The sequence below is a fragment of the Clostridium taeniosporum genome (assembly GCF_001735765.2).
GTDB lineage: Bacteria > Bacillota > Clostridia > Clostridiales > Clostridiaceae > Clostridium > Clostridium taeniosporum.
This window is the reverse complement of sequence record NZ_CP017253.2, coordinates 1,514,473-1,539,701: the sequence shown is the minus strand read 5'-3', so window position 1 is coordinate 1,539,701 and position 25,229 is coordinate 1,514,473. Positions and strand designations below refer to the sequence as shown.

The following is a 25,229-nucleotide window of genomic DNA, read 5'->3' as shown; positions in this document are numbered from 1 at the left end:
TTAAAACTTATGTTTGTAATACAAATATTTTGTTATTTTGAACAAGATTACCATTGATTATTTGTAGCAGTTTTTTCATGTCTTTCACATGCTTCTTTAATGTCATAATTTCGAGGTACTGATGACCAGTTATTACAAGTGGCGCTTTTTCCGTCTGTAGCATTTAATTTATATTCGTCAGTTAATGGTGTTGCCTTTTTATGACATCCACTACTGCATTCATGGTTATTGCTTTGATCATAATATCCTTTATTATTATCCATAACAAACACTTCCTTTCTACACATATATATTGTGTAAAAATTAAAGTTTTTATGCTACTTTATTATTAGAAATTAACACCACTTTATTTGATATTATCAGAATTTTTTCCTTCAATATCATTAAATCCTTTAACATGATAATGTTCTGTTATAGGATTAGATGCTACAACCTTATTAGAATGTTCTGTAGCCATTCCAAGTTCATGGTATCCTTCTCCATTATAACGCTTAACATTTTTTTCTTCTTCACTACAACATCTTTTTGGTTTGTACATCTTAAACACTTCCTTTCTTACACTAATATTTTGTGTGTAAAAATTGTTTTTATTCATTTCTTCTTTCTAATTCACTTAATACCTCTAAAAACAAATTATACATTTCTACTTCATCATCTTCCTTACTTAATACAAAAAGTCCATAAAAAGACATGATAGTTAAATAACATAATAACGATATAGTTCCTAATTTTTTTATATATGTGCTACTATAAGCGAAAACTGCACTAGCAGTTAAATTAGTTAATAGAGACGCCTCAATTCCACATCCACCACTTAAATAAGAACCTAATTTTGATTTAATATATATTTTTTCCATGCTCATATTTATATTTTCATCTTTATACCACTTTTTCACTTTATTATACATAATATATAATGTCCTATCTCTATCTTTGGTAAATTTAAGTAAAATTTTAAAAGTTTTTTTATATTTTTTAGTAATTTTAGGAGCATAAATTTTATATTCATCACAAAATTTATTGTTTTTATTTTTAGTAATATCAGAATGTAAATATTTAATTTTTATATTCCCTTTGTCTTCCAATATACTTACTGCTGCAATAATTATATAGAATATACTTTTATCTAAATCTATGTAATTTCTATAGTATTATTTTTTGCATCCTATTATACAGCAGCTACCTCCTTTCAAAATTTCTAAAAAACTAAGGAGATTATTAAGAATTATCCTAATAATATAAAATATTCTTATATATTTAAAATATTGCAACTTAATAAAAAAAATCACTAAACCACTATGGACAAATTATATTATTTAAATACATTATAAAAATTTTATTAATCCAAAGATGGTTTATTATCATATAGTAATATTGTATTACTTTATTGTTAGGTGATTATTATTAAATTATATGCAGGCTTAAATGTAAAAAAATTAGAATTTTTAGGTGCTGGAACGCAAGGTAAGGTATATAAAATTGATTCATATAGATGTATAAAAATTTTTAAAAGAAAACAGGTGTGCTACGATGAAATAGAAACTCTAGCTATGGCACAAACAGATTCACATTTTCCAAAACTTTATTTATTTGGTGAAGACTATATTATAAGAGAATATATAGATGGTATAGAATTAGACAAATATTTATCATCTCATTTCCTTACAGAAGACCTTTCAAATAAAATTATTGAGATTTATGAAGCTATGAATTTAGTAGGATATACTAGATTAGATGCAGCACCATTTCATATTTTTTTAACATCATCAAATGAAATTAAACTTATTGATACTGCAAGAGCTATGAAAAAGAAAACTAGATATCCATATTTAATTATTAAAACCTTGCAAAAATTAGGATATAAAGAACAATTTTTAGATTTTGTTAAAACTAATAGACCTGATATTTATAGAAAATGGTTAAATAACTCTAATTAGTTATCACTGAATTAATAAATTAAAAGTAAACAGTTAATTATAGTTTTACCTATTGCTACTTATTATTTTTTAGTTGTAGATGTAACAACAGATTATATAAAAGTATGTGCTCTAAACTTAAAAGATAAAAACTTGATGAATTTAAATATATAAAACTTTTTAAAATTAATTATATATTCAATTTATAAATTATAGTATAGTTATAATATTAAATTATTCTAAAACTAAAACTTCTAATGTAAATGCCCTCAACAAGCTTAAAAAATTCTTGTTGAGGGATTCATTTATTTAAAAAATTTAAATTAATTTTTCTGTACATCTTTTTAAAAATGTTTCTTCATTTAGAAATTTTATATCTTGTCCTTTTTTCTTTAAATCTACAGCTTTTTTTAGCTTGTTGCTCATTTCTTCTTTCTGTAAATCATCTATATCTTTTGTATTAGTTACTATACATGTTGTTTTTCTTGTTACAGAACTTCCAACAGTTCCACTAAGTTTTCTAACTAATCTTGTTGCTTCATCTCTTGTCATAGAAGCTAGTCCACCTGTAAATACAACAACTTCATCTTCAAATGCAGTAAAATTAAAATTCGCCATTATATTTTCAGTTGAAGCTTGTCTATTAGATTTTTTTAAGATCTTTCCTTTAGTTGAAGATGGTTTATACCCACTTTCATTTACATATCCTAACGTTACTCCTAGTAATTTTGATATTTCATTAATATGTTTTGAGTTCAATTCTTCTGATATATTAAATAAAATATTACTACATGCTAATGCATCTGCCAAAGCATCATGATGCATAAATTCATATCCTAGAAATTTATTTACTGTATTTAATCTTGCATTGTCAATATTACTATAAAAATTTTTAGAAAGCTTCATTGTACATATATATTGAAAACTAGGCATTTCTATGTTATAAAGTTCTAATGTCCTTCTTAATACAGATATATCAAATGATGCGTTATGAGCTATTACTAAATTATTATTAAAATAATGTTTAATTTTTTCCCACACCTTATTAAACTCTAACTCATCTTTAACCATACCAGGCCTTATTCCATGGATTCCAATATTTATTGGCATAAATCTCATTTCCTTAGGTTTTATTAAGTGATGTATCTTTTCTGTAATCTCACCATCTTTTACAACAACAATTCCTATAGAACATGGACTATTTCTTTTTTCATTAGCAGTTTCAAAATCTATAGCTACAAAGTTCATTCTTTTTCTCCTATGTTTTTTATTCTACACAACTAACTATTATAATAAAGTTATGTTGAATATATCAATTTAATTTTAAAAATATATGTACATAATATTTTCAAACTATAACTATTGATTTAAAATGCATCCTGTGGTTTCTTCAAATTCTTTTTTTAATTTTTCAAAATTTTCTTTTCCTTCAGTTATTGTTATTAAAATATTCATATTTCCAAGATAAGCCGGATTCTTTTTTAACTTTACTCCATATTTATCACAAAGTACTTTTAAAATATTAATAATTTCTACTTGATTAACCTTATCTGATAAAGCTATTGTCCACCCTGTTTCCTTAGCTAAATGTCCTAACTTTTCTAAATATCTTTCTCCAATTTTAGGAGATATGAATACAAGTTCTAAATATTTTCCTTTTTCATTATTTTTTATGCTTTTTTTATATGGTTTGTATTTTTCTTCTTCAAATGCTTTATCAATAGCTTGCAGTGCATTATTTTGTTCCATCATTAAACAATCAGAAACTTCAAAATAAACTTTATTTTTATTCTCTAATCCCCTTTTTCCACCTTCTTCTGTTATAAGAAGCTTCCATCCAGTTATTTTCTCAAAATCATCATATATTTCTTTGCCATACATATTATTGCAATTCAAAAAAACTTCAACATAAAATTTATCTGGATAAAATGATATCTTTTTTATATCATTTGAATTAATAAACTTTTTAATAAGTATTTCTGCAGAACTATTATTTATCTTTTCATTTATTTTAATATTCCACTCTGTTTCATTTTCAAATTCCTTCATTATTTTCTCTATGGACTCATCAACGCTTTGTGGAAAATCAAAATTTAAAATGACCTCTTTATTTTGAAGTAATATACTTATTTTTTTATAATTAAAATCTTTAAACTTCTCTTTAACAATTTCCATTAAAACTTGTTGGTTAATTTCTTTAGGCTTTGAAGCCTCTATAATATCATCTTCACTTCTAACTTTAAATAAAAATAATCTTCTATTATCACATTCAAAATATACATTATCTATAATTGTATTTTGAAAATTAAGTATTTCTCCATTGTTATAAGATACTTTACCTTTCCATAAATATAATAATTCCTCTATTGTAAAAAATTTTTCTCCATACTTATTTGAAACAAACTGCCACAATTCTTTAATATTTTCTTTAGAAAGTATTATTTCTTTATTCATTACATATGGGAAACTTTTTCTTAATTGCTTTCTTGGATTATTAATATTTAACGTAACACTTTCTCCACAATCCGGAGTAAAAATCTTTCCAATAAAATCTCGTGATATTTCAGCTGCTAAAGTCTTTATAACATTCTCATTGCCATGAACTAGAAATACATTTCTTGATGCTATCCTTTCAATAACACCTTTAATCTCACTTTTATCAGAATGAGCAGATAATCCTATTTTTTTCACTTTACATTTTACAGGTATATTTAAATTATTAATACTTAAATATCTTTCTTCTTCTTCATTAGCTAAATCTAAAATCCTTCTACCTGGAGATTCTTCATCTTGATATCCTGTAATAACAATATATCCATTTTCCATAGATGCTATTTTTTCTGCGTAGAAAGCACTTGGACCTCCAGTAAGCATACCTGAGCTTGAAATTATTACTGCTGATTCTTTTCCTGATAATATTTCTTCTCTATTATCCTTTGAATTAACTTCTACAATATTTTCGTCATAAAACGGTTCAATTCCCCTTAATATTTTTTTGCCCAAAGAATTCTTCAAATATAAAGGGTTATTCTTATAAACTCTGTTTATATCTCTAACCATCCCATCAACATATACCTTAACCTTTTTTAAACACCCTTTATTCATAGCTGCTTTTAAAATTAATATTACCTCTTGAGCTCTTCCTAATGCAAAAGCTGGAATTATCATTTTACCATTATTATCTATACATTCATTAACAATATTAATTAAAGCTTTTTCTTCTATCTCACGATTAGAATGAAGCTTATCCCCATAAGTAGATTCTAATATTGCTACATCTGGTCTAAGCTTTGGAAGCTTTGCCCCTTCTACAGTTTTTTGAGAAAAAACAGAAAAATCCCCTGAATAAAATACTGCACCTTCTTTACTTTCAATATAAATACAACTAGCTCCTGCAATATGTCCTGCATTATAAAAGGTAATATGCATATCTTCAAATATAGGAAATCTAACCAAATAATTTAAAGTAAAAATTCTATTTAAAGTGAGTTTAACATCATTCTCACTATATAATGGAATTTCACTTTCTCTATTGTTCATTATTTTTAAGCTATCATACAATAAAACCTTAACTAAATCTTTAGTCATATTATTCATATAAATTCTAACATTAGGATATTCCTTACTTATAAGTGGCAAACAACCTATATGGTCCAAATGAGCATGACTTATAATAATTGCATCTAGGCCTCCATTATCTTGAATAGCTCTGAAATTAGGAACACTATCTTTATTAACATTTTGTCTAATCCCTGCATCTAAAAGTATATTTTTGTTATCAATCTTTAATAATATAGAACTTCCCCCAACTTCTAAAGCTCCCCCTAAAAAATCTAAATTCATATTCCATTATCCTTTACTACTTTATTTATTAATAGGTCTTTCTATCTTTCGCTAACATGATATACTATCATTTATTTTTTTCTTTAAATATCAAAATCTATAATTAAATTTTATATAAATATTATAACCTAATATTTATGGATATATTCCATGTCATATTTTAGTTTAAATAACTTATCTATATGCTGTAATTGTTGTTTTTTCATTATTTGTAATATGATAGTTATAGTTCCTATAGTAAATTTTTCATATGCTATAATAGAAACTAATTAACTAGCTCATTAATTTTAATCACAAGTAATTTATAACTTTTTTCACCTTCTTATACAAAAAAAGCCTACTAAATTTAAATATAATAAAATTTAAATTTAGTAAACCCTTTCTCTTGTTTAAAACTCTATTTTTAATTTATTTAGACTTTATTTTAATATTTATTGATATATACAATAGGTACAATAACATTTTAATTTGACTTTGAGAATTCTTAATTAGTATTGTCACATTTACTGCTTGTCTCAATTTTATATTTGGAGCAAGCTAAAATGGGACTATACTCATTTTAGCATTCCTAAGTTCAATTACTCAGTCCACTTTACTTATATATATATCAGCATTCTACTAAAACAGAGCCTTTATTTAAACTCTTTCAATAGTGCTGCAAATGGATTATCACTCATAGCTTCTTGTTCTGCTTCTTTTTGCATCTTCTTCATGTACTTTTGTACATCTCTTTTATCTACTTTACCTTTTTTATCAAATCTCTTTTTAAATTGTGATGCCTTTTCTCTAAAATTACAATTTGTATTTGGACAAACATAAATTTGACCTTCTCCATGTCCTCTAAGTTCTAATTTCTTCTTACACTCAGGGCATCTGGCATTTGTTATTCTAGATACACTTTCCCTATGACCACATTCCCTATCTTGACATACATTCATAACACCGTTTTTGCCTTTAACTTCTAACATATACTTACCACATACAGGACATTTTTTTCCTGTCATATTATCATGAACATATTTATCATTACTAAATTTAACAGCTTGCACTAAAGCAATAGCATAATTTCTCATGTTAGAAATAAACTTATGAACCTCTTCTTTTCCTTTACTTATATCATCTAATGTTTTTTCCCATTTAGCTGTAAGAAGTGGTGATTTTAAGTCTTTTGGTACTAAATCAATAAGTTGTTTTCCTTTTGATGTTGGATAGATATCCTTGCCTCTTTTTTCTATTACAAAAGAATTAAATAATTTTTCTATAATATCTGCTCTTGTAGCAACAGTTCCAAGTCCACCAGTTTGACCTAAGGTCTTTGCTGATTCCTTATCAACATGAATATATTTTTGTGGATTTTCCATAGCTGATAAAAGTGTTCCTTCATTAAATCTTGCAGGTGGCTTAGTTTGATGATTCTTTATTTCTATAGAATTTATATTTAATTTATCTCCTTTAGATAAATTAGGAAGTTCTTGTTCTTTTAAAGTTCCTTCTTCATTTATCTCTTCCATATCATCCTTTCTGTCATAAACCATCTTCCAACCTTTAGATTTTATAACTTTTCCTTTAGCTCTAAAACTTTCATTTCCTATATTAACTTTAATTGAAGTTTGAACATATTCAAAAGGTGGTAATAATACACTTAAAAATCTCTTTACAACTAAATCATATATATTCTTTTCCTCTTTGCTAAGAATTCCTAGAGATACTTTTTGTTCAGTTGGTATTATAGCATGATGATCACTAACTTTTGAATCATCAACAAAACTTTTATTTCCACGTATATTTCCTTTTAATATAAAATTAACAGATGATGAATAATTCCCAACACATATTGCCTTTAATCTTTCTTTCAATGTTGGAACTATATCCTTTGTTATATATCTTGAATCAGTTCTTGGATAAGTTAAAATCTTATAATTTTCATAAAGTCTTTGCATTATAGACAAAGTTTGCTTTGCTGAATATCCAAATATTCTATTAGCATCTCTTTGTAGTTCAGTTAAATCATATAAAGCTGGAGCATATTGCTTCTTATTGCTTTCCTTTATTTCAATAACTTCTCCTTCTTTGCCTCTTAAACTTTGTACTAACTTTTTAGTATATTCATGATCGTATATTCTATTAGTGGACTCATTAGAATACCATTCCATAGCTAATTTATTGCTTTTAGCTATTATAGTATAGTAATCTTTAGGTTTAAAGTTTTTAATTTCTTCTTCTCTTTGAACTATCATAGCAAGTGTTGGTGATTGAACTCTTCCAGCTGATAGTTGAGCATTATATTTGCACGTTAATGCTCTTGTTACATTAAGACCTACAATCCAATCTGCTTCTGCTCTTCCTTGAGCTGCTTTATATAAATTTTCATAAGCAGAACCTGGTTTTAAATTTCTAAAACCATCTAAAATTGCTTTATCTGTTTGAGAAGAAATCCATAATCTTTTAAGCGGCTTTTTAATTCCAGCTTTTTCTATAATCCATCTAGCAACAAGCTCTCCTTCTCTCCCTGAATCTGTTGCAATTACTATTTCCTTTATATCGTTTCTAAGCATTTGTTTCTTTACCTCATAAAACTGCTTAGATGTTTTTTTAATAACGCATAATTTCATGCTTTTAGGTAACATTGGAAGAGTTTCCATACTCCATTTTTTATATTTATCTCCATATCCTTCTGGGGCTTGTAATGTAACTAAGTGACCTAATGCCCATGTTACAATATAATTCTTTCCTTCTATATAAGAACCTTTATTTTGATTACATTTTAATACTTTAGCTAAATCTCTTCCAACAGAAGGTTTTTCAGCTAATACAAGAATTTTGCTCATTCTTTTACCTCTCTTAATTAGACTTTTGTTAATATTCATATTCTAAAACAGCTACCAGATAATATACCTTTAATATATTATCTCTTTTATATTATTAGCTTAAATTTAAAACTGAATTTAACTTTATTATATAAAACTTAATATTAAATAAGTCTTTAACATATGTATTATATCATATTTAATCTATGAAACAGCTTTATTGATTTTCTATGTTTAAAATATAGCCTGTCAACCTAATGTTGTGTAAAAGTAAATATTGATGTTATTCTCAATAAATCCAACAATATTACTATATTAACAAAAATTAGTATACCACAAAAAGTAAATTCAAGCTGACTATTAGTTTTTATTTTACCTAATGATATTTTCTTTTTGCTTAATGGATAAAACCATGGTATCCCTCCAACAGTAAGACTATCTAAAACTAAGTGAGAACCTATTCCTAAAAACAATCCATTTATAAAAGTAAGTTTATATGTATCCTTAATATTATATGTAGCAACTAAATATAATATTAAATATAATAACGGTGAATGGAAAAGCTGTCTATGTCCCGCCAATTTATTTATAACTCTAGATACTGGTTTAGCTTTTTTACCAATATAACTACTTTTATGGTCAATATCAGGTAAAAGACTACCCAGTATTGATCCACCGATAAATATACTTACTGGTAATAATTCAATATTAGACATTTGTGAAGTTAGGTAGATACTTCCTAAAATTCCTCCATTCATATGAGTTTTATAATTCATTTTTCTTCTCCTGAATTCTCTTTAGTTTATATTACTATATTGGGTATTATACTACACATTTGATATATTTCCAAAAAAACAGATAAATACGCATTTAATTTTCAACTAATATTTGATCTAATTTAGATTTTAGCAGTCTTTTAAACTTCAAAAATTTTATAAATTCCTATAAATGAACAAAAAGCATCCAAACATAAAAATTGTTTTAGATGCTTCTTAAATCAACATTTAGAATTTAATAATTAAAATACTCTTTATTAACTTGACTTTACTTAAATAATTCTAACTCTAAAAAACTATTAATTTTCTACCATTGATAACAAATCCTTAACTGCTTTTTTTACTTTATTCGGTAACCTATCTAATGCTTTTTCTCTTTTTCTTTCATCTTGTATTTGTGCAATTCTAAGTACTTCTTGTTGAAGACCTGGTATACCTTGAAGTTCACCTACTGTTTTATAAAACCTTTGAGCAAATACAGGATCTTGCATTTTTTGTTGAACTCTCATTATCAATTGATAACCATTCATTTAAAATCCTCCTACTTAAGTTATCATTTATACTCTTATAGTATTCAGATTTCATATAAATGGTACGAATATTATAAACTTCTTGAATTCCTATTAAATTCAAGTTTTAATCTCATTTCATCATAATTTTCTAATATTATATCTAATCTTTTTATAAATTCTTTTTTATCTCTTGGTAATTTTCCTGACATTTGAATAAAATTTGTTTCATGCTTTGAACTAAATAATGTATTTTCATTAACATTCAGATTTTTTATTAAGGTCTTTAATTCTAATAATCTTTCTAATTCTGTTGCCTCTTTAAATTTTCCAATTAAATAATCTGAATATAATTTTGTTCCTGGCATTAAAAGCAATGATAACGGGAAAATCCCTTTACTATTTACTTTGCTTAACAATTCAGCAGTATCAATAGCATTTCTAATTCCTTTTCCAAAACCAGCAATACCAGTCATAACCATACAATAATATTCAATTCCTGCCTCATCTAACTTCTTTAGTTCATTTAATGCTTCCTTAGAATTATTTCCTTTATTAATATTTAATAAAACTTCATCATTTCCACTTTCTAAACCAATATACAAATCATTTATTCCTAATTCGTGTAATTCTTTTAATTCATCTAATGTTTTTGATTTAATACTTTTTATTGAAGCATACATAGCTATTGTTTTACATTTAGGTAAATATTTGTTTATAAGAGTGGCTATACTTTTTAGTTCTTTAGTTGTTAAAATAAAAGGATCTCCATTTAATAAATATATTCTTGAATCATATTTATGTAATTTGCTTGCTTCCTTCAAATCTCTTTCTATTTTCTTTAAGTTTTCTTTTTGAAATTTTATATTTTTGTACATATTGCAATATGCACAGCTATTGTGTGAACAACCTAAAGTTACTTGTAATAATAAAGTATTTGATTCAATAGGTGGTCTATAAATAATCTTATTGTAATTCATAAAAAACACCTCTACAATTATAATATTTTTGTTATTTAAACTAGATAAACATATCCAAAATGATAGTTTTTAATAATTATTAAACATTTTATCCATATTTTATATAATTTAAACACCTATTTATAATAATAGTAGAGGTTATTTTTAAACTATATTTTAAGATACAGCCTTTATTAAGTATATTTTTCAATAAACTTTTTAATAGTATCCCAATATAGCTCAGGATTTACTTTATCACCTTTACAGTGCCCTGCATCTTTTATTACTAATTTTTCTTTTGAACAACTTGCTGCATTATAGATTTTATCTAACATATTATAAGGAACAAAACTATCTTTATCTCCATGTATAAACAAAATAGGTATATTGCACTTTTTAACTTGTTCTAAAGCAGAAGCTTCTTTAAACGAATATCCTGCACGCATTTTTGTTATTATACTAGAAACATGAATTAACGGAAATGATGGTAATTTGTACATGCACTTTAATTGATATGAAAATTCATCCCAAACTGATGTATAACCACAATCTTCAATTATAAGTTTCACATTTTTAGGTAGTTGTTCTCCTGATGTCATCATGACAGTACTTGCTCCCATTGAAATTCCATATAAAATTATTTCACTATATTGGTTTTCTTTAATTATATAATCAATCCATTCAAGAATATCTTTTCTATCATGCCATCCCATTCCAATATAATTTCCTTCACTTTTACCATGTCCTCTTAAATTAGGAATTATTATATTATATCCCATATCGTAAAATCTTTTTGCTCTACTTCCCATTCTAAGACCTTCTCCAGTATATCCATGGACAGTAATAACCCATTTATTAGAAGGTATTTTATTTAATATTTTATAACCATGAAGATTTAAATTGTCAAAAGATTTTATATATATATCCTCATAATTAGATTCTTTTGAAATCCATTCTTTATATATTTCGCTATCTTCACCACTAGTTTCACTTTGGTTTATACCTTTACTACTAGCATTTTTTCTATCATCAAAAACTGCTTCTTTTGATACATTTTTATTAACAGATAAGTTATAAAAATATATTCCTGCAAGTATAATTGAAATAATAATCATTAGCAATATAATACATATTATTAGTATCATTATATTTTTCATTATTGTCTTTTCTCCTAATGTTTAATTGATATAGATTTTATATATTATACTCTTAAAATCTTTCTTCTAAGTGCTTTGGATATTTTTTCACTATTTCTATTGCTTTAGACACTTCTATTACTATATCAGTTTCAAATTGCTGATACATACCATTTATTTTAGCCATTACCTCACCTTTATTTGTTGATACATAATATGGTTTTAAATTATTAAGAGCTAGTGCAAAAATATCTTTCTTACATTTATCACATTTACACATATTATTTTTTAATAATAACTTTTCCATGCATTCCTTTACCCATATTTCCATATAATTTATTACTTTATCCATAATAACCTCACATCTTCTTTTTTATTTTTTCTTTTACAATATTTATAAGCTCTTCTTTATCATTTAATTGTGGATTATTCATTACTAATTCCAATAATTCATTAAGTATCTTACCAATATTTTTTCCTTTTTTAAATCCTAAATTTATTAAATCACTACCATTTATATTTAAAGTCTTTAAATGAAAACATTCATTGTTTAAAATAATGTTTTTAAATTTTTCTTTTATTAATTGTAATTCATATACTCTTTTCTCTTTACATAATGGATTTTGGGATAATATTTCTGCTTCTTTTACTTTTAATAAATCTTCAAATAATTCAGTACCTATTAAACTTAGTATTTGTTTAACATCTAATTTTGTTTCTAAAGGTTTATTCATGTATTTCAGTAAATTTGTTACTTTATTCACTGTATTATTATCATACTTAAATTCTTGTAAAAATTCTTTAACTTGAAAAATAGTTAAATCTACATCATCATTATTTATCTTAATTAAATTATGAAATAACATAGTTAATTTTAAATATAATTTGTTTTCTACTTTTTCAACGGCTTTAATTGTATGATTATATAAATTCTCATTATAATATGAATCATCAATTTTAAAACCATAATATTTAACTACAAAAGGGAAAATATATTCACTTAAACATGTTTCTCTTAGAATATCAACTCCTTTTGTATTACTTAAAAGTATTTTATTAACCTCGTCTCTGATTCTCTCTTTTGATATGTTTTTTATATTACTTCTTAAGTTTTTTATTGAATTTAAAGTATCATTTGAAATGTTAAAATCTAATTGTGCTGAAAATCTTATAGCCCTTAACATCCTTAGAGCATCTTCTGAGAATCTTTTTTCTGGGTTACCTACTGTTTTTATTATTTTTTCTTTAAATCATTTACTCCTTCAAAATAATCTATCAATCCATCTATTTTATTATATGCCATTGCATTAATTGTGAAATCTCTTCTAGCTAAATCTTCTTTTAAATTTGATACAAAATTTACTTGCTTTGGATGTCTATTATCCTCATATTCTCCATCTGTTCTATATGTAGTTATCTCATACCCTTGTGAATTCAAAATAACTGTTACAGTTCCATGTTTAATGCCTGTCAATAAAACTTTATCAAATAAATCTATTATTTCTTCTGGTTTTGCTTTAGTTGTTATATCCCAATCTTTAGGATTATAATTAAGTATACTATCTCTAACGCATCCTCCAACTATATATGCTTCATAACCATTCTTATTTAATGTATTAAGAATAATTCCAACATCCTTTGGAATATCAATTCTAAAATTCATGTTTAAAATCCCTTCCTTATATATAATCTATATTATCATTAAGCATAAAAATATGAACAAAAGTCTCTACACCACACTTTTTAATTGATCAAGCCTAGATTTTATCAGTCTTTTAAATTTTAAAAATTCTATACCAATCTAAACATAAATAAGAGTCTTAAAGAAATAAATTCCTTAAGACTCTTTAAACATTTATTAATCATCAGCTACATTTCTATTATTATAAGAATATACATTGTAATCTTTCCATATTTGTTCTAAACTTCCAAATGTAGTTGAAATACTATCTTTTTCTCTCATACCTACTGCAATAACTAAAGCATTTATTACAGATAATGGTGCTACTAAAGAATCCACAAATGATGCCATATTACTTTGAGCTATTAAAGTATTATCTGCTTTAGATGCTAAAGGTGATAATAAACTATCTGTTATTGCAACTACTTTTGCTTTTCTATCCTGGGCAAAAGCTAATACATCTATAGTTTTTGCTGCATACCTTGGAAAGCCTATGCCAATAACCAAGTCCTCTTCTCCTATATTTATCATTTGCTCAAAAATATCAGAAATTCCATAACTTACAATTCTTACATTTTGAAGAATTACATTTAAGTAAAAACCTAAAAATTCTGCAAGTGCAGTTGAGCTTCTAAGACCTATAATATATATTCTCTTTGCTTCAAATATATTTTGGACAACATTTTGAAAAACATTTTGATTTATTTTTTCTAATGTTGCTCTTATATTTTCAATATCAGCTTTAAGTACACCTTTTAATGCATCTCCATCACTATAATAATCATTTTGAAGTTCTATTCTTTGAACTGTTGTAAGCTTATTTTTTATAAGTTCTTGTAATGCTTTTTGAAGCTTAGGATATCCTGAAAAACCTAATTCATTTGCAAATCGTACAACTGTGGATTCTGATACTCCAACAGATGTTCCAAGTTTCGCAGCTGTCATAAATGCAGCTTTGTCATAATTTTTTAATATGTATTCTGCAATTAGTTTTTGACCCTTACTAAGCCTTGAAAATTTAATTTGAATAATTCTCATCAAATCTTTAGTATTTTCATTATTATCATTATTTATATCATCCATGTTTTTTATCACCCTATCGTTCACAATATTGAATAATATTCATATAAATTCTATCATCTTATAGCTATATATTCAAGAAATATTGAAATATTAAGAATAAAAACTTTAAAATTGCAAGTTTTATAATTTAAACATTCATTTATATTAAATAAAAAGCTTACCCTACGCTTTTTATTTAAAATTCTTAAAAACTTTCTAAGAATATATTTTTTTATTCTATTATAGAACTTTTTATTAACTGTCAACTTTTCTAACTCAATTCTCAAATAAATATTTAATTTAGCTATCTTATAAGTTTCTTATATAATTTAGTTCCTCTGTACTTAATTCTCTCCACTCACCTTTTTTTAAATACTTTAATTTAAGATTTCCTATTGAAACTCTATTTAAAGATATTACTACATGATTTAAAGCTGCACACATCTTTCTAATCTGCCTATTCTTTCCTTCATGAATGCATACTTCAATTGTAGATTTTCCACCTTCATAATTTAAAACCTTAAGATTTGCTGGGGCTGTTACATATCCACCAATATCAATTCCATTCTTAAAACTATTTATATCTTTTTTGGATACTTCACCTTTAACTACTGATATATATTTTTTATTCAATTCTTCTCTTGGATGAATTATTTTATTATATATATCCCCATCATTTGTTAATAATATAAGTCCAGAACTATCATAATCTAATCTTCCTATTGGATATATCCTTTCATTAACTTTAACTAAATCTAAAACTGTTTTACGTCCTTTTTCATCCTTTGCAGAAGTTATGTATCCTTCTGGTTTATTAAGCATTATATAAACCTTTTTTTCTTCCTTAGTTATTAAATTTCCTTTATATTCAACTTTATCTTTCATTGGATTTACTTTAGTTCCAAGTTCAGTTATTATCATACCATTAACTTTAACTTCTCCACTTAATATAAGTTCTTCGCATTTTCTTCTTGATGCAACTCCGCAACTTGCCATATATTTTTGTAATCTTTCTTCCATAATACTATCTCACTCCATAAAATAAACATTTATTATAATTAATATTAAATATGTAATAAATAACTCTATATATTATATATTGTATTAATTAATATACCATAATTTTAACATTAAATGATATTATTTTTTAATATTTCATCTTATATTAGATAATAAAAATATATTTTTTTAGTATTTAACTAAAAAATAAAATAATAAACCAAAGTTCCCTAATACTTTTCCCTCTAAAGAATAGGAATAAACATAAGAAACTGGTTTATTATTTTAATAGATTACAATATAAATAGAGGCATTTTGCCTCTATTTACATAATAAAGCAACATTGTAATATGCATTACTATTATTGTTTTAATCTAAGATAATATTAATAGAAACCTCTTCCGAAGCCGCCACATCCGCCTCCAAAGCCTCCGCAGCCAAATAAAAGTAATACTATCCATATCCACCAGAAGCCTCCAAAGCCTCCTCCAAAGCCTCCTCCGAAGCCACTATTGCAACATTGGTTGCAACACGGATCACAGCATGGATTACAACATGGATTGCAGCAAGGTGTACAACAACATTTACATTTACAACAGTCACAAGATTTCTTTGACATGTTTACCAACTCCTATTCTTTCGTTTAGTATATATTATTCAAATTTTAAATTTTGTGTTCTACTCTTTAAAATAATTTTTATAATGATATACTAAGCCCATTTTATTCTGCTGCAAGCTTTTTAATTGATAGTAGATAATTGATAGTTGAGAGTTAAGGAATTTTTTCATTAACTCTCAACTTTTCACTTTCACCTAATATTTAATTAAATCTAGATTTTATCAGCCTTACAATCTTTAAAACTTGTATAATTTTTTCATATAACCAAAAAGAAGCACTGCATTTTATAACAGTACTTCAAAAAAATTAAGCCAATTTTTTAGATATCTTCTTAAATATAATATATATTAAAATCCCTACTACAGCTGATAAACCTAAGTCTACTCCTAAACCTGTTAAATAACTCCCCACAGATATTTTTTTTGATAAATAATATGGCACTGTGAATTTATCTTTGTAGCCACCTAATACTAAATCGCTTAAGATTATACCAAATGTAACTGATATATATATTACTACTATATTTTTACTCCATATAGATGCAAAGAATCCCACATTATTTTCTAAAGAATTTTTTCTTTGAACATAGTTTAATATAAGTAAAAAAACTAATATAATAGCTATTAATATTAGACTTGCTATAAATAAATTTCTCATTCTAATTTCATTAACACGTAAATATCCATCAAAAATTCCACAGGATCTAAACCCATTTAATTCCTTATCAATAGAATAATCTTCAAAAGTAACCATATTAATCCATCTATGATGATAACTAAAAAATTTTTCTAAAACTGAGAATAAAAATGAAATAGGTATTACCATCATAAATACTAACCCCACCATACTATTGGAAAACATAGCTTCTATAATAAGCATGATTATTATTCCCAACATTCCAAGTAATATAATTTTTATTATTTCTATCATAATTATAGTTGAATATCCATTAAGCATTATAAAACTTTCCCTGTTTCTTATATAAAATGTAATAGATATATATAAGTATGTTAAAACAAAAACTCCTAATGTGATCATATAACAAATTAATTCATTAAATTTTATTTGTTTCTTTGTATATGGACCACTAGATAAAAATATTTCCGTATTTCTTTTATTAACTCCAAAAGTTAGCATATAAATAACTAAAAATATTAGCCCTAATATAAAATATTTTTCAAGTCCTACAGTTTCAAATTCATTAGAATTAAATATAGAAACACCATGTAATATATTCATATATACATTATCAATTATAGAATTAGAATATATTCCCCAAAAAAGTACTCCTGCAATTATGGCAAATTTAGCAGAATTAAACCATTGATAAATTAATGCCTTATTTAAATATGTTTTCATTATTATCCTCCTTATCTACTTTGTAAATAAAGATATCTTCTAAACTTAAATCTATTTCCTCTATGAACAAAGGATTAAACTTGTTTAAAGCTTTTATAAATTCTTTGTCATATTGTTCTGTTATAATTGTAAATACTCGTCCAACTTTAGATATCTTAAATATTCCTTCTAAATTTAAATCTTCTTCATATGTTGGTTTATCAAATGCCACTTGTATCTTTTTTATTTTGTTTTTCATATTTTCAATAGAATTTTCATAAGTAACTCTTCCTTCATCTAATATGGCTACTTCATCACATATCCTTTCCAACTCTCCAAGATGATGAGAACTAATTATAATGGTTGAATTATTATTAGCTACTTCGTCAATAAATATTTTTAAAAGTTTATTTTTTACTATAGGATCAAGTCCAGATGTTGGTTCATCTAAAATTAAGTATTTTGCTTTTATTGAAAATGCTAACGCTAAAGATAATCTCATTTTCATTCCCTTTGAAAATTGAAATACAAACTTATTTAATGGTAATTTAAATATCTCATTTAATTCATTAAATCTATTAATATCAAAATTTTTATAAGCATATTTATAATATTTTAAAACTTCTTTAACTTTAAAATTATAAAAGAAAATATTTTCATCTGCTACAAAACCAATATTTTCTTTAATTCTTGGATTATCATAAACATTTTCCTCATTATACTTAACTTCTCCCTTAGTTGGCTTATAAATTCCATTTAAGCATCTAAGTAAAGTAGATTTACCTACTCCATTAGGTCCAATTATTCCAAATATTTTACCTTCATTTATATTTAAATTAATATCTTTTAATATTTGTTTCTCATCTATTTTAAAAGATAAATTATTTACCTGAATCACAATCTTTTCCTCCCAATTCATCAAATATCACTTGTACTATATTTAAGAATCTTTCTTTATCTATTGATGCATAACTAGCCTCCAAAATTAAATTCTTTAATTCTTCCTTTATTTTCTCTATTTTTTTTGAATCATTAGTTGATTTTATATTTTTAGTTATAAAAGTTCCCTTACCCCTCAACGTTTCTATAATACCCTCTCTTTCTAGTTCTTTATAAGCTTTACTTATAGTATTAGGATTTATAGTTAATATAGATGATAATTCCCTAACTGATGGTAATTTTTCACCTTCATTTAAAGCTCCCTTTAAAATTAATTCCTTAATTCTAAGTTCAACTTGTTCATATATAGGAGTGCTGCTCCTTGGATCAACCTTTATCATTATTATTCTCCTTATTTATTTCTCCATTATCATCTAAATCCCAAATACAAATATAATCTATTACTTTTCCTTCCCCTTCATCCACAAATACCATATCTATCCTCTGTTTATTTGAATGATCCCATCTTAGGTAGTGTGTATCACATTTAATTCTAACTACATCAATATTATCTTGTATTTTATAATTAGATAATTTTGATGCCTGATTTATATAATCTTTCTTTATTTCTTCTTTTTCTTCTTCAGTTATATCTTGCTTTTCTATATTATTAATAGTTTCATAATCCATAGCTGATCCTGCAATTCTTTTTCTTAGTGAAAGACACTCACTAAATTGCTTACTTGCTACCCAATCTCCTTTTTCATTAAATACTATCAGTTTATTATTTTCTAATTGATTTAGTATTTCATCTGTAGTATTAAAATGAACTTGTTTTTTATATATTTTATCATTAGTTCCTATGCAAAGCAGTGCAGTCATAACTACGAAAGCACCTAATGCAACTACTATTTTAGATTTTTTCATGTACTTGCCTCCTTGTATTAAGTGTATTATATTATATAGTACACTTAGATTATAATAAATTAAAGTTTATAAAAACATTAGTTATTTCTTAAAAATATCTTAATACTTAATTTTTTTATAACTACCATTGCAATATTAAATTTCGCATATATAAATTCAATAATAAAATCCACTAAAAATCACCATACTATTTTCAAATAAAAAAACAGTAATAATATTAAAAATCATAATAATTTAACAATATAAGTAATTAAAATACTCATGCTATTAAAAATCTAATTATAATACTTACTGTTTCAATCTATACATTTTCTATTTAATTTTAGTTAAAAATAATATCTCCATAAAATAATCTAAAATACAATATGTAACTATATTATATATTCTTTTTTTCTATTATCTGTATACCATTATTTTGTTGTACATACTCAAATTTATTATTTGCTAAATCTATAAATCCTTTTATCCATTTACTCCTTAATTTATAAAAATAGTTAATATCTCCATTTTCTTTATTCCATATTGTTTCATGAACACAAATTTTTCTTTTCCATTCAATTCTATCATCTGTTAATGAAATTATCTCATTTATTTTATCACTAGATACTCCATCTAAGATATATTCGTATATACTGTTAAATATCTGAACAGCTGTGTTTAATTCAGTATTTTTCTTTAATACTTCTTCTGCTACCTTTTTCCCTTGATTTTCATAAAGAAATTCTAGCTTGCTTTTTGCACTCTCACTAATATTTATAATTGTTGTAATCCATGCCGCTGTTCTACCTTCTGCCGAAGTAACTTTTTCTTGCAACCAACCCTTTATATCATTTGTATCTACCATTTCTTCTAATGGAAGATTAGGAAGCTTAGGCTCATACTTTTCACTTATTTCTTTAATTAAAGATTCAACATCTAATCCCTCTTCTTCAGCTAAATTAATCATATCTTCTTCTAATTTCTCACACCATAAAATCTTATTAAATAATATATTATGTACCTCTTCAATATACTCCTCCATAATGCACCTCCTAATATAAACAATTTAACTCAATCTATTATTTATTCATATTTTAAATGCAAATAAACAAAAAATCATTAATCATATTTTCATTTTAAATAGATACTATACTCTTATTATTAGCTTTTATAAATATAATTATAATCTAAACTTAATATTTAAATTATTTTAGAATTAAATATTACTTATTTAGAAATACTAATTTTATATTATCTATTAATGATAGATATATTTTAAAATAACTAAAAGGTCTAATGTTCATAAAAAGATCAAATAGTTTCTATTAAATGTTACAACTAGATTGTACAAGGAGGATTAAATTTATGCATAATAAAAATAATAACACAGATGGTCATATTCCATTTTTAAAAACAGATGTTTATAAAAATAGTACTGATGCGGATTTTATGAGTAATTTAAATGACAATTTAGAAAATACAATAGTAGGTGATGATTTTTCAAATGTTACAGAAACAATATATGAAAATCCTCATCCAAGAGAAAATTTAAAAAATACTTTAGTAGATTCTTTAAATTCAACTAACGAAGGTCAAAAAGCTTTAAAAAATACATCTTCATCTAAGAGTGATGTACCACTAAGTACCATATCTACAATTTCTAATAGATTAAGATAGTACTATTCATTACTTAAATCAAACTAATATATTTATAATATTTAAAAAGGTGTGTATATTAATTTTATTATACACACCTTTATTTACCTAACTGTTTTCTATATGTAATGTATTCTTAAACTGATCAATAAATATAAAAATTACTTATATAAATTCTAATAATTTTAATATTTTTTCAGCTATCTTTCTTTCTATACCTTTATATGGATAAGAATGAATATGTATTGCTGGATTAAAATTAAGTTCAATTATTGCATATAATGAATTCTCATCTTTATAATCTTCTAAAATCATGTCAACTCCACAAATCTTAGCATTTACAGCCTTTACACTTTTTACTGCTATATTTTTAAATATTTCTGGTATATCATCAGTATAATCTATACTATCTCCACCTGTACTTATATTAGAATTTTCTCTTAAGTAAACTACTTCATCTTTTTTTGGTACATAAGTAAAATCTTTGTTTTGTTGTTTTAGAAATAATTTTGCATTTTCATCTAAATTTATTTTTTCTAATGGTGTTCTATAATGATAACCTCTTAATGGATCTTGGTTTTTTATTTTTACTAAAGTATTTATATTATTTACCCCATCACCAACAACATTAGCTGGAACTCTATGTAAAACACCTACTACTTCATCATTTATTACTAAAAATCTATATTCCTTTCCTTTTATAAATTCCTCTACTAACACAGTTGTGTCATGCTTAAATGCCATTTTTAAAGCTGATACAAGGTCTTCTTTACCATATTTTTCTGTAAATATACTTATTCCTATTCCAAAATTAGTGGATTTAGGTTTAACTACTATTGGTTTATCTATAAATTCATCCATCATACTTATTGCTTCATCCAATGATATAAACTCATTTCCTTTTGGCACATTAATATTGTTATTTTCAAGTACTTTTTTAGTAACAACTTTATTTTCCATAATTAAAACACTACTATAATTATCTTTTGAAGTTTTGGTAGCTTGCTTTATATACTCTATTTTTTTATCCTTTTCAAGTGAAATAAAATTATCATTTCTGTCTATAATACTAAACTTAATGCCTCTTTTTATAGCTTCCTTTATTAAAATTTGAGTTGACAATTCCAAATCTTCATATACTTCAAATTTAAATCTGTTATTATAAGCATTCTCTTTATATTCTTTTGATAAACTTAAAAACCCTTTAACATATCCTTCTTCTTTTATTTTTTTAAGTATTCTATATGAATAAGTAAGCTCAGTATTTTTAACTTTCTTAATCATAAGATCTACTGCATCTTTTCTTTCAAGATTAAGTTCATCGTTAATATTATTAATATCTTTTAATATCTCTAACGCCCAATCATTTCTTGATATGCATTTTCCATCTTTTTTTAACTGAACATTTTCTTGTCCAAAATTTGATATAATATTTTGATTTTCTAATGCTTCTTTTTGCCATTCCATATAGCTACTTTCTTCTTTTAATAATAAATATATATTAAATACTTGTATAAAATACAAATCATCTAATGATATTCCGCTTTTTTCAAAAGGGTTTATATCTATACTTCTATATTCTAAATAATTTATTCCATCATTTAATAATGAATCAAAAAAGTTTTCATTATTTTTAGGTTTTAGTCTTATTTGACTATATAATTCTTTATGACTATCAATAACGCCTTCACTTATGAAATTTTTTAAACTTTCAACATATTCTTCTACGCTATTATAATTAGGTAAAAAATCTATTTTATTTCTATATCCATTTTTCCCATTTCTATATGATACAGCTTTATTATTAGAAAATGTTTTATGACTTATCTCTTCAAATTCATAATTATTATTTGAAATATATGTGTCGTGTAAAACCGGACTTGCTCCTAAAAGATAAATTATAAGCCATCTATATCTAAGGTAGTTTCGTGTAATCTTCAAATAAATATTATTTTTAAAACTTTCATAACTTTCTTTTTCTTTTTTTAATTGTTTATATAATTTCTTTATTAATCTTTCATTAAAAGAGAAGTTATAATGTATTCCAGAAATAAGCTGCTTCTTTTTCCCATACTTTTCTATTAGTTTTTTTCTATATTCTTCTGCTTCTTTTCCTTTTTTATTTTTATTATATTTTGCAATAGGTATTTTATTTTCATCATAGATTAAACAAGTCATGGATTGTGGCCATAAATATTCATCTCCAATTTCCTCTGTTACAATGTCATACAATGAATTCATAAATTTGTAAACATCCTCTACATTATCAAATACCGGAGTTATCATTTCTATTTGACTTTCTGAAAAATCAGTAGTTATATAAGGATTGTTTATTTTATCTCCAAAAATAGCTGGATGATTGCTTAAAGCAAGTTCTCCATTTCCATTAACTCTTAGTACTTCTCTTTCTATTCCATAATTGGCTTTTAGCCAGTGATTTTTATCAATTTTTTCTTTAACATATTTCAACATCTCTATATTCCTTTCTTACCTTTATCATATATAGCAAATATGACATTACACCTTTTAAAATACTCGATATAGCTATACTTATCCATACCCCATTTAATCCAAAATACTTTATAAACATAAATGCCATTGGTATTCTTAAAAATGTAAATACTATACTTATAGTTGCTGGTATTTTAGGTTTTCCTATACCAGTAAATAATCCATTTGATACCATTTCTATTGTGCTAAAAATTTGTGAAAAAGCTATAATCTTAAGATAAGATGAACTTATAATTATTGTCTCCTTATCTTTTATAAATAATTTAATAATAGGAACATTAAAAAATAAAAATATTAGTGTCATTATAAATGAATAAGTTATTCCTATCTTAAGAGCCGTATTATATCCATTTTTTATTCTAGTATATTTTTTAGCGCCAAAATTTTGCCCAGTAAAACTAGAAATAGCACCATTTAAGCCTCCTATAACCATATAAGTTATAGATTCTATTTGAAGTCCTATCTTTTGAGCTGCTATTGCGTCTGATCCAAATTCGCTTATAATTCTTGCAAGTATTATATTTATTAATGTAAATAATACTCTTTGAAGAGACATTGGAAATCCCAATTTTATTATTTCCATTAGTTTTTCATAATCTATCTTGTATTTAAAATTATATTTTAAAGTATCTTTGCATTTTAAAATATATATAAAAAACATAATTAAATTTGCAAATAATGTAGCTAATGCAGCTCCAAGAACCTCTAATTTAAATACATAAATAAATAATGGATCTAATAATATATTAGAAATTAATCCTATTGCATTTATAATAAAAGCCAATTTATTATTTCCAAAACTCCCCAATATTCTTGCGTATAATAAATTTAAAAAAGCTATAAATAAAGTTGGTCCACTTATTAAAAGATATCTATAAGAATCTCTTTCAACAATTGAATTATTTAAATTTAAAAAATTTATTAGATTACTTCCAAAAAATATTATTGATAGCATAAATAACAATCCTATTATTAAATTAATTAAAATTCCTGCATTTATGTATTCTTTTGTATGTTTATCATTTTTTTCACCTATAGCATGAGCTACTTTTATCCCGCATCCAATAATAACTAATGCATTTATAGAGTATCCAAGTCCTATAAAAAAACTTGATGAACCTATACTTGCTACTGCATCACTACCAAGACTACCTACCCACAACATGTCTATTAAATTATAAGTAAACTGTAAAAGTGAACTTCCCATAATAGGTATAGCTAGAGTTAATAATACAGAAATAACTTTTCCTTTTGTTAAATCTATTTTCTTCATCTTTCCTCCCATAATGTTCAAATGATTATATAGATATTAATCAATGTATAACCACCCAATAAATTATTTTCATATGTAACAATCTAATAAACATATTTTATTGAAAATATTTCTAAAATCATCATTTATCCTATTTTCAGTTATAGAAAAGGTTTTTTTATACGTACTTTGCCTGTTTTGAATTAATTTAACATTATAATATTAAGTTATAATGTTAAATTAATTTTTATAAATAAGTAAAAAAAATAATACACATAGAAACTTATCTATATGTATTATATTCTTAAAAAATAATTTTGTCTATTATATTTTAACCTTATATTAATTAAAAAATACTATTGTTGTGTTAAATCATATCA

General features: G+C 24.6%; 23 protein-coding genes and 1 pseudogene. 2 read left to right on the top strand and 22 right to left on the bottom strand.

All coding sequences use genetic code 11. The features are described 5' to 3' along the window. Positions 1 to 47 precede the first annotated feature (47 nt). The 3 genes from BGI42_RS07215 to BGI42_RS07205 all read right to left on the bottom strand — a co-directional run bounded on the left by BGI42_RS07215 (position 48) and on the right by BGI42_RS07205 (position 1,085). On the bottom strand, positions 48 to 263 hold the full coding sequence (locus BGI42_RS07215) for a hypothetical protein (RefSeq protein WP_069679678.1): 216 nt from the start codon (positions 261 to 263) through the stop codon (positions 48 to 50). A gap of 83 nt (positions 264 to 346) precedes the next feature. Beyond that, positions 347 to 538 (bottom strand): hypothetical protein, encoded by a 192-nt coding sequence (locus tag BGI42_RS07210; protein ID WP_069681044.1) that lies wholly within the window; start codon positions 536 to 538, stop codon positions 347 to 349. A gap of 49 nt (positions 539 to 587) precedes the next feature. After that, positions 588 to 1,085 carry a hypothetical protein gene (locus BGI42_RS07205; RefSeq protein ID WP_069679677.1) on the bottom strand — a complete coding sequence of 166 codons (498 nt, stop codon included), beginning with the start codon at positions 1,083 to 1,085 and terminating at the stop codon, positions 588 to 590. Positions 1,086 to 1,394: 309 nt separating this feature from the next. Between BGI42_RS07205 and BGI42_RS07200 the strand changes: the two genes are divergently transcribed. Then, positions 1,395 to 1,937: a hypothetical protein gene (locus tag BGI42_RS07200; protein WP_192875394.1), complete on the top strand. Its 543-nt coding sequence runs from the start codon at positions 1,395 to 1,397 to the stop codon at positions 1,935 to 1,937. 297 nt (positions 1,938 to 2,234) lie between these two features. On the opposite strand, the gene BGI42_RS07195 is transcribed toward BGI42_RS07200, so the two are convergent. The 17 genes and pseudogenes from BGI42_RS07195 to BGI42_RS07110 all read right to left on the bottom strand — a co-directional run bounded on the left by BGI42_RS07195 (position 2,235) and on the right by BGI42_RS07110 (position 20,472). Then, on the bottom strand, positions 2,235 to 3,164 hold the full coding sequence (locus BGI42_RS07195; RefSeq protein ID WP_069679676.1) for an exonuclease domain-containing protein: 930 nt from the start codon (positions 3,162 to 3,164) through the stop codon (positions 2,235 to 2,237). A gap of 111 nt (positions 3,165 to 3,275) precedes the next feature. Next, positions 3,276 to 5,759 (bottom strand): MBL fold metallo-hydrolase, encoded by a 2,484-nt coding sequence (locus BGI42_RS07190; protein ID WP_069679675.1) that lies wholly within the window; start codon positions 5,757 to 5,759, stop codon positions 3,276 to 3,278. 632 nt (positions 5,760 to 6,391) lie between these two features. Then, positions 6,392 to 8,587: a DNA topoisomerase III gene (locus BGI42_RS07185; RefSeq protein ID WP_069679674.1), complete on the bottom strand. Its 2,196-nt coding sequence runs from the start codon at positions 8,585 to 8,587 to the stop codon at positions 6,392 to 6,394. A 233-nt stretch (positions 8,588 to 8,820) separates the two neighbouring features. After that, the gene (locus BGI42_RS07180) at positions 8,821 to 9,342 is read right to left on the bottom strand and encodes a metal-dependent hydrolase (protein ID WP_069679673.1); all 522 of its coding nucleotides are present in this window, start codon (positions 9,340 to 9,342) and stop codon (positions 8,821 to 8,823) included. Between the two features lie 299 nt (positions 9,343 to 9,641). Continuing rightward, complete coding sequence (locus BGI42_RS07175) at positions 9,642 to 9,872, bottom strand: hypothetical protein (protein ID WP_069679672.1); 231 nt, start codon at positions 9,870 to 9,872, stop codon at positions 9,642 to 9,644. Positions 9,873 to 9,943: 71 nt separating this feature from the next. Beyond that, the gene (locus BGI42_RS07170) at positions 9,944 to 10,831 is read right to left on the bottom strand and encodes a radical SAM protein (RefSeq protein ID WP_069679671.1); all 888 of its coding nucleotides are present in this window, start codon (positions 10,829 to 10,831) and stop codon (positions 9,944 to 9,946) included. Between the two features lie 173 nt (positions 10,832 to 11,004). After that, a complete protein-coding gene (locus BGI42_RS07165; RefSeq protein ID WP_069679670.1) occupies positions 11,005 to 11,967 on the bottom strand; it encodes an alpha/beta hydrolase in 963 nt (320 codons plus the stop codon). A gap of 52 nt (positions 11,968 to 12,019) precedes the next feature. Beyond that, on the bottom strand, positions 12,020 to 12,298 hold the full coding sequence (locus BGI42_RS07160) for a late competence development ComFB family protein (protein WP_069679669.1): 279 nt from the start codon (positions 12,296 to 12,298) through the stop codon (positions 12,020 to 12,022). Positions 12,299 to 12,305: 7 nt separating this feature from the next. Next, a pseudogene (locus BGI42_RS07155) lies at positions 12,306 to 13,609 on the bottom strand (CCA tRNA nucleotidyltransferase). Between the two features lie 195 nt (positions 13,610 to 13,804). Then, on the bottom strand, positions 13,805 to 14,710 hold the full coding sequence (locus BGI42_RS07150) for a MurR/RpiR family transcriptional regulator (protein ID WP_069679668.1): 906 nt from the start codon (positions 14,708 to 14,710) through the stop codon (positions 13,805 to 13,807). A gap of 288 nt (positions 14,711 to 14,998) precedes the next feature. Then, positions 14,999 to 15,709 (bottom strand): pseudouridine synthase, encoded by a 711-nt coding sequence (locus BGI42_RS07140; RefSeq protein WP_069679666.1) that lies wholly within the window; start codon positions 15,707 to 15,709, stop codon positions 14,999 to 15,001. A 364-nt stretch (positions 15,710 to 16,073) separates the two neighbouring features. Next, a complete protein-coding gene (locus BGI42_RS16385) occupies positions 16,074 to 16,307 on the bottom strand; it encodes a ground-like protein (RefSeq protein ID WP_084023856.1) in 234 nt (77 codons plus the stop codon). A gap of 306 nt (positions 16,308 to 16,613) precedes the next feature. Continuing rightward, positions 16,614 to 17,666, bottom strand: coding sequence for a hypothetical protein (locus BGI42_RS07130; protein WP_069679665.1), 1,053 nt, complete (start codon positions 17,664 to 17,666; stop codon positions 16,614 to 16,616). Then, on the bottom strand, positions 17,647 to 18,543 hold the full coding sequence (locus tag BGI42_RS07125; protein ID WP_069679664.1) for an ABC transporter ATP-binding protein: 897 nt from the start codon (positions 18,541 to 18,543) through the stop codon (positions 17,647 to 17,649). The genes BGI42_RS07130 and BGI42_RS07125 overlap by 20 nt, the downstream gene beginning before the upstream one ends. Beyond that, complete coding sequence (locus BGI42_RS07120; RefSeq protein WP_069679663.1) at positions 18,527 to 18,925, bottom strand: GntR family transcriptional regulator; 399 nt, start codon at positions 18,923 to 18,925, stop codon at positions 18,527 to 18,529. The genes BGI42_RS07125 and BGI42_RS07120 overlap by 17 nt, the downstream gene beginning before the upstream one ends. Beyond that, the gene (locus BGI42_RS07115; RefSeq protein WP_069679662.1) at positions 18,912 to 19,451 is read right to left on the bottom strand and encodes a hypothetical protein; all 540 of its coding nucleotides are present in this window, start codon (positions 19,449 to 19,451) and stop codon (positions 18,912 to 18,914) included. Before BGI42_RS07115 ends, BGI42_RS07120 begins: the two co-directional genes overlap by 14 nt. 376 nt (positions 19,452 to 19,827) lie before the next feature. Beyond that, complete coding sequence (locus BGI42_RS07110; protein ID WP_069679661.1) at positions 19,828 to 20,472, bottom strand: hypothetical protein; 645 nt, start codon at positions 20,470 to 20,472, stop codon at positions 19,828 to 19,830. A 323-nt stretch (positions 20,473 to 20,795) separates the two neighbouring features. Between BGI42_RS07110 and BGI42_RS07105 the strand changes: the two genes are divergently transcribed. Then, complete coding sequence (locus tag BGI42_RS07105) at positions 20,796 to 21,107, top strand: hypothetical protein (RefSeq protein WP_069679660.1); 312 nt, start codon at positions 20,796 to 20,798, stop codon at positions 21,105 to 21,107. Between the two features lie 144 nt (positions 21,108 to 21,251). On the opposite strand, the gene gshAB is transcribed toward BGI42_RS07105, so the two are convergent. Continuing rightward, complete coding sequence (gshAB, locus tag BGI42_RS07100; protein ID WP_069679659.1) at positions 21,252 to 23,558, bottom strand: bifunctional glutamate--cysteine ligase GshA/glutathione synthetase GshB; 2,307 nt, start codon at positions 23,556 to 23,558, stop codon at positions 21,252 to 21,254. Further along, complete coding sequence (locus BGI42_RS07095; protein WP_069679658.1) at positions 23,542 to 24,870, bottom strand: MATE family efflux transporter; 1,329 nt, start codon at positions 24,868 to 24,870, stop codon at positions 23,542 to 23,544. The genes gshAB and BGI42_RS07095 overlap by 17 nt, the downstream gene beginning before the upstream one ends. Positions 24,871 to 25,229: the final 359 nt, after the last annotated feature.